The organism is Planktosalinus sp. (assembly GCF_059864935.1).
Map to the genome: position 1 here is coordinate 1 of NZ_JCBCCK010000496.1, position 5,460 is coordinate 5,460.

At 38.9% G+C, this 5,460-nt stretch carries 8 protein-coding genes; all 8 read left to right on the top strand.

Translation table 11 applies throughout. The annotated features are described in order from the left end of the window. Positions 1-218, top strand: a 218-nt coding sequence (locus AC6F75_RS14345; RefSeq protein WP_500715772.1) for a porphobilinogen synthase, incomplete at its 5' end; no start/stop codon positions are given. 55 nt (positions 219-273) lie between these two features. Further along, the gene (locus tag AC6F75_RS14350) at positions 274-618 is read left to right on the top strand and encodes a hypothetical protein (protein ID WP_500715773.1); all 345 of its coding nucleotides are present in this window, start codon (positions 274-276) and stop codon (positions 616-618) included. A gap of 65 nt (positions 619-683) precedes the next feature. Then, positions 684-1,163, top strand: coding sequence for a hypothetical protein (locus AC6F75_RS14355; protein WP_500715774.1), 480 nt, complete (start codon positions 684-686; stop codon positions 1,161-1,163). Positions 1,164-1,314: 151 nt separating this feature from the next. Further along, the gene (locus AC6F75_RS14360; protein WP_500715775.1) at positions 1,315-2,394 is read left to right on the top strand and encodes a CNNM domain-containing protein; all 1,080 of its coding nucleotides are present in this window, start codon (positions 1,315-1,317) and stop codon (positions 2,392-2,394) included. A gap of 93 nt (positions 2,395-2,487) precedes the next feature. Next, positions 2,488-3,048 carry a LemA family protein gene (locus AC6F75_RS14365; protein ID WP_500715776.1) on the top strand — a complete coding sequence of 187 codons (561 nt, stop codon included), beginning with the start codon at positions 2,488-2,490 and terminating at the stop codon, positions 3,046-3,048. 3 nt (positions 3,049-3,051) lie between these two features. Further along, complete coding sequence (locus tag AC6F75_RS14370; RefSeq protein WP_500715777.1) at positions 3,052-3,999, top strand: M48 family metalloprotease; 948 nt, start codon at positions 3,052-3,054, stop codon at positions 3,997-3,999. Between the two features lie 4 nt (positions 4,000-4,003). Then, complete coding sequence (locus AC6F75_RS14375; protein WP_500715778.1) at positions 4,004-4,477, top strand: methylated-DNA--[protein]-cysteine S-methyltransferase; 474 nt, start codon at positions 4,004-4,006, stop codon at positions 4,475-4,477. A 54-nt stretch (positions 4,478-4,531) separates the two neighbouring features. Further along, on the top strand, positions 4,532-5,460 hold a 929-nt coding region (locus tag AC6F75_RS14380), incomplete at its 3' end, for a serine hydrolase (protein ID WP_500715779.1).

Sequence of the window (5,460 nt, forward strand, 5' to 3'; positions counted from 1 at the left end):
GTTATCTGGACATTGTTCGTGACATTGCAGATGCCGTAACAGTTCCCGTAGCTGTCTATCAGGTAAGCGGTGAATATGCCATGCTCAAAGCCGCTGCCGAAAAAGGCTGGCTCAACCACGATGCCGTTATGATGGAGCAGGTAACCGCTATAAAAAGAGCCGGGGCAAGTATTATCGCTAGTTACTTTGCTAAGGATGTCGTAAAGCTGATATCTTAAAATAATTATCTATCCTTTAAGTGTCACGAATTACTTTTTGTCGTAATCTTGTATCGTGATTCACATCAAACACATACAACTCTCTTTGCTCGCTTCATTGCTGTTTGCTTTGCAGCCGGCAATGGCTTTTGGCACAAATAGTTCTGAAGTGTTTTTAGTTAATCATCAAGAGGATTTTTCACTGTTTAAAATCAAGAGTTCACACGCATTTGTTTTTCACGAAACTTCCATTCAAACCATTGAAATTTCAGAGTCTTTCCCGTTTAATTATCAAGGTGAGCATGCTGAAACCCTTTCCGCTTTAAGCGAAAAAAAACACCTCCTGTCATTTGACAATCAAAATTCAGACAAGAAACATCTTCTCACTTCACAAATCTTCCCGTTTCATTTCCATTTCTAAAGGGGTTTGGTTTTTCAAATCACCTTTATTTTAAACTTTAATCATTAATTAAAATCATTATAGAAATGGATATCGTATCTATAGAACTGGGCTTAGGCCTGTTGTTACTGTTTGTGGGGCCGGTTATTTATGCCGTAACAAGTCAGTCCCGAAAGGAAAAACAAACCATCAAAAAAGTGGAAGCCTTATGTGGTTCACAAAATATAAAAATTACAAAATCAGCAGTTTTTCAATCGTTGTTCCTGGGAATCGATGAACAATCCAAGTATTTTGTAACATCTTCGGTTCCTGTAAAGGAGTCAAAAATTGATGTGTTTTCAATCAACGAACTCAAGAGTGTTAATCTACTTAAAGTAGAAACACCAAAACCGGGACAACCCAAAGCCAGAACCATTGAAAAAGTGGCCATCGAACTTGTTTTTAAAGACAAACAAAGACCAAATCACCAAATCGTGTTTTTTGACGATGAAGTTGGTCTTGACCCTTATCAAAGTGCCAATCAGGCGTCGGAATGGGTGGAGGAAATCAGGAAACAGTTTACATAATCAACTATTTTCAGGGCAAGAACTTCTTCTTGCCCTGATTTTTTAAAAAGAAAATGTGCTGTTAATGTGGCCTTTAAAACTCATAATTTTACTTAAAAATAGAATTAGATAAGAATATTTAAGTAATTTTGTATCAACTTTTAAAACAACTATGGCCTTATTAATTGTATACGCATCAGTATCAATTTTCTTTTCTTTTTTGTGTTCCATTTTAGAAGCTGCACTTCTAAGTTTTAGCCCCTCTTTCCTAAAAATGAAAATGGACGAAGGCAAGTCCTATGCAAAAACTTTAATCGCTTATAAAAAAGATATTGACAAGCCCCTCACGGCCATACTCACTTTCAATACTATTGCACATACAGTTGGTGCCATACTTGTAGGTGTTCAGGCAGAAAAAACTTTTGGGAACGGCGATAATTCGGTTGCGATTATTTCCGCAATAATGACCTTTTTAATATTGGTGATTTCAGAAATCATCCCAAAAACCATAGGTGCTTCTTATTGGAAGTCCCTTGGTCGTTTTACCGTATTTGGTTTATCTGCATTAATTTTTCCATTGAAGTGGACCGGAATTCTTTGGTTTTTAACCCTGACCACCAAAATGATTGGAAAATCTGCTCACATCCATACCTTTAGCCGTGAGGAGTTTATAGCAATGACCGATACGGCTGAAAAAGAAGGTGTGTTTGAAGGAAGTGAAACTACTTTTATTAAAAACCTGTTACTTTTCAAAAACGTATTGGCCAAAGACATTATGACACCTTTTTCGGTGGTTGTAACCGAAGATGAAGACACCAGTATCGAAGAGTTCTATGAGGACAACAAACACCTTAAACACTCTCGTATCCCCATTTACAAAGAGCGTTCAAATAATATTACCGGGTTTATTCTTAAAGATGACGTGCTTGAAGAAATGATTGATCAAAAAGGACCCGAACCTTTAAGCACCCTAAAAAGGGAAGTACTTACTACTTCAAACGAAACACCTATTCCCGATCTTTTTGAAATTCTTATCGAAAAAAGGGCACACATCACCATTGTTTCCGATGAATATGGAAACCCTGTGGGAATTGTCACTATGGAAGACATCATTGAAACCCTACTGGGCCTTGAAATTATGGACGAACACGATAATGTAGCCGACATGCAGGCCATGGCCAGAAAAAATTGGGAAATCAGGGCAAAACGTCTGGGAATTATCAACCCAAAATCAGATACTGATTCCAATTAATTTTACCAAAATATTTTGAAACAATTTAACGTCTCTGGCGTCAAATTGGCTATCTTTGAAATTCTTTGATTTTTAACACAAAAATGATTTAATATGGGACTTTTAATTTTTATCGGAATTGTAGCAATACTCGTTATTTGGGTTATTTCTATATACAACACCCTTGTTAGCCTTCGCAACCACAGGGAAAATGCATTTGCAGATATTGATGTTCAATTAAAACAACGTCATGACTTAATTCCACAATTGATTGGTGCCGTAAAAGGCTATATGGAGCACGAAAGAGGAACTCTTGAAGCGGTTACAAACGCCAGAACTCGTGCCATTTCTGCTACCGGAATTAATGAAAAAATAGCTGCTGAGCAGGAATTGACTGCAGCAATCAGAGGATTAAACATTCAGGTTGAGGCCTATCCAGACCTGAAAGCCAGCCAAAACTTTTTACAACTTCAGAATGAAATTTCTGATGTGGAAAATAAACTGGCTGCCGTGAGAAGGTTCTTTAACTCGGCTACAAAAGAATTGAACATTGCTGTTCAAAAGTTCCCAAACACCATTTTTGCAGGAATGTTTGGCTTTAAAACTGAGCCTATGTTTGATCTTGGTGTTGACCAAAGAGCACAAATGGACGTAGCTCCCGAAGTAAAATTTTAAGCAGTGAAGTTTGTCGGTATTCAGCAGCAAATTAGAAGCAACAACAGGAAGTCCATTCTTTTATTGATTGCATTTCCTGCACTCATTTTAGCATCGGTATTTGCGATAGTTTATCTATTGTCTTTTGACGAATACGGAAACCCAAGCCCCGATGTGGCATTAGATCTTTTTCTGGGTGCTATACCTTTTGTTTTAGTTGTTGTTACAATCTGGTTTATCATTGCTTATTTTGCTCACGGCAAAATGATTTCCATGGCCACCGGCGCCAAAACACTGGAGCGCAAAACCAATATGCGGGTGTACAACCTCGTTGAAAATTTGTGTATGAGTGTAGGAATGACCATGCCCAAAATGCAAATTATTGAAAGTCCTGCTTTGAATGCCTATGCAAGCGGCTTACGCGAAAAAGACTGCACAGTCACCCTCACCCGCGGAATCATTGACACTCTTGACGATGATGAACTTGAAGGCGTGATTGCCCACGAGCTGATGCACATTCGCAATAAAGATGTGCGCTTGCTTGTAGTGAGCATTATCTTTGTCGGAATTTTTGCCTTTGTGGTTCAAATTGCCTTTAGAAGTTTCCTTTACAGCGGAATGACCAGGGGCAGAAACAATCGAGACTCCGGTAAATTGATGATTGTTATTTTACTTGTTGCGGCAATTGCTTATTTCATTTCGCTGCTTTTTAAGTTTGCCTTAAGCCGAAAAAGAGAATATATGGCAGATAGTGGAGCTGCCGAGATGACCCGAAAACCCTGGGCGTTGGCTTCAGCACTAAGAAAAATCTCTCCCAACCATCATGTTGAAACAAAGAGCGAGGAAGTGCAACAAATGTTTATCGAAAACACCCCAAAAGACACTTCTGCAAAGTTATTTGGAAACGTCGGCGGTCTATTTTCAACTCACCCACCCATTGACAAACGCATCAAGTTTTTAGAGCAATTTTAGTTTTTTGGATACGGCAATCATAAATACTCCTATTGGTTTTGCCTTTTTAAAAGGCGATGAAAACGGGCTTGTTTCTATTCAGGTTTCTGACAAAAAACTTGAAGTCTCCTCTGAAATTCCTCAATCGCTAAAAGAAGTCACCCAACAACTAAAGGCTTATTTTGAACATTCACAAACCGGTTTCAATTTAAAATTAAACCCACAAGGAACTCCCTTTCAAAAACAAGTCTGGAAGGCGCTTCAGGAAATTCCTTTTGGTGAAACCACTTCTTATCTTCAGCTTTCGCGAAAACTGGGTGATGAAAAAGCCATCAGAGCTGTGGCTGCAGCCAATGGTAAAAATCCGCTTTGGATTGTGGTTCCATGCCACAGAGTGATTGGTTCAGACGGTTCACTCACCGGTTATGCCGGAGGGTTGTGGCGCAAAAAATGGCTTCTTGAACACGAAAACCCTTCCGGGCAAACTTCACTGTTTTAGATTCTATCTTTACTAAACATTTTTTGCTACTTTTATAAGTGTAAACAAATACTTATGAAAATTTTAAAACGTGTCCTATCTACTTTGGCTATCCTGATTGGTTTAGCAGTAATTCTTGCCTACATTTTTGATGTTACTTATTTATTTAAAGCAGTAAGAACCATCTATCTAAAAGGGCATAAAACCGCTTATCTCGAAGACTACAAAGTGTTCGACAATGACACTGTAAAAGCAGGAAAAAGCACCATTCCCTGGCCCATTCATACGGATTACAACAAGGTTTCCCCCACAGAAAAACTTCTTGAAACCCATCAGAGTGCCGGAACAATTGCTTATATGATCATTAAAAACGACAGTATCTGGCACGAGGCCTATTACGACGGATTTGATAAAAACAGCAGAAGCAATTCGTTTTCCATGGCCAAGAGTTTTATTTCTGGATTGTTGGGCAAAGCGATTATGGACGGATACATCGAAAGTGTTGATCAACCTTTAGGAGATTTCTTTCCAAAATACCAAGACGCCAAAACAACAGTTGGTGATTTGTCATCAATGGCGTCAGGACTTGATTGGGATGAGGCTTACTACAGTCCGTTTTCAATTACTACTAAGGCCTATTTTTATGACGATTTGGATAAGATGATGCTCGAACTCGACATCGTTGAAGAACCCGGGATGAAATATGAATACCTCAGTGGAAGCACACAGCTACTCGCTATGGTCATTGAAAAAGCCTCCGGAAAAAGAATAGCCGACTATTTTCAGGAAGCGTTCTGGCAGCCCTTGGGGGCAGAAAACGATGCGCTCTGGCAAGTGGACAACAAAAAACACCAAATGGTAAAAGCCTATTGTTGTTTTGCCTCAAACGCCAGGGATTTTGCGCGATTTGGAAAAATGTATAAAGATTTTGGAAAATTCAATGGGCAACAACTATTGGATTCTGCATTTGTTGCTAAATCCATAAGGCCACGGTTTGAAGGAGA

What these genes read in the sequence shown, in the direction of transcription:
- AC6F75_RS14365 (WP_500715776.1), top strand. Translation starts at nt 2,488, where the DNA reads ATGGGACTTTTAATTTTTATCGGAATTGTAGCAATACTCGTTATTTGG.
- AC6F75_RS14355 (WP_500715774.1), top strand. Translation starts at nt 684, where the DNA reads ATGGATATCGTATCTATAGAACTGGGCTTAGGCCTGTTGTTACTGTTT.
- AC6F75_RS14360 (WP_500715775.1), top strand. Translation starts at nt 1,315, where the DNA reads ATGGCCTTATTAATTGTATACGCATCAGTATCAATTTTCTTTTCTTTT.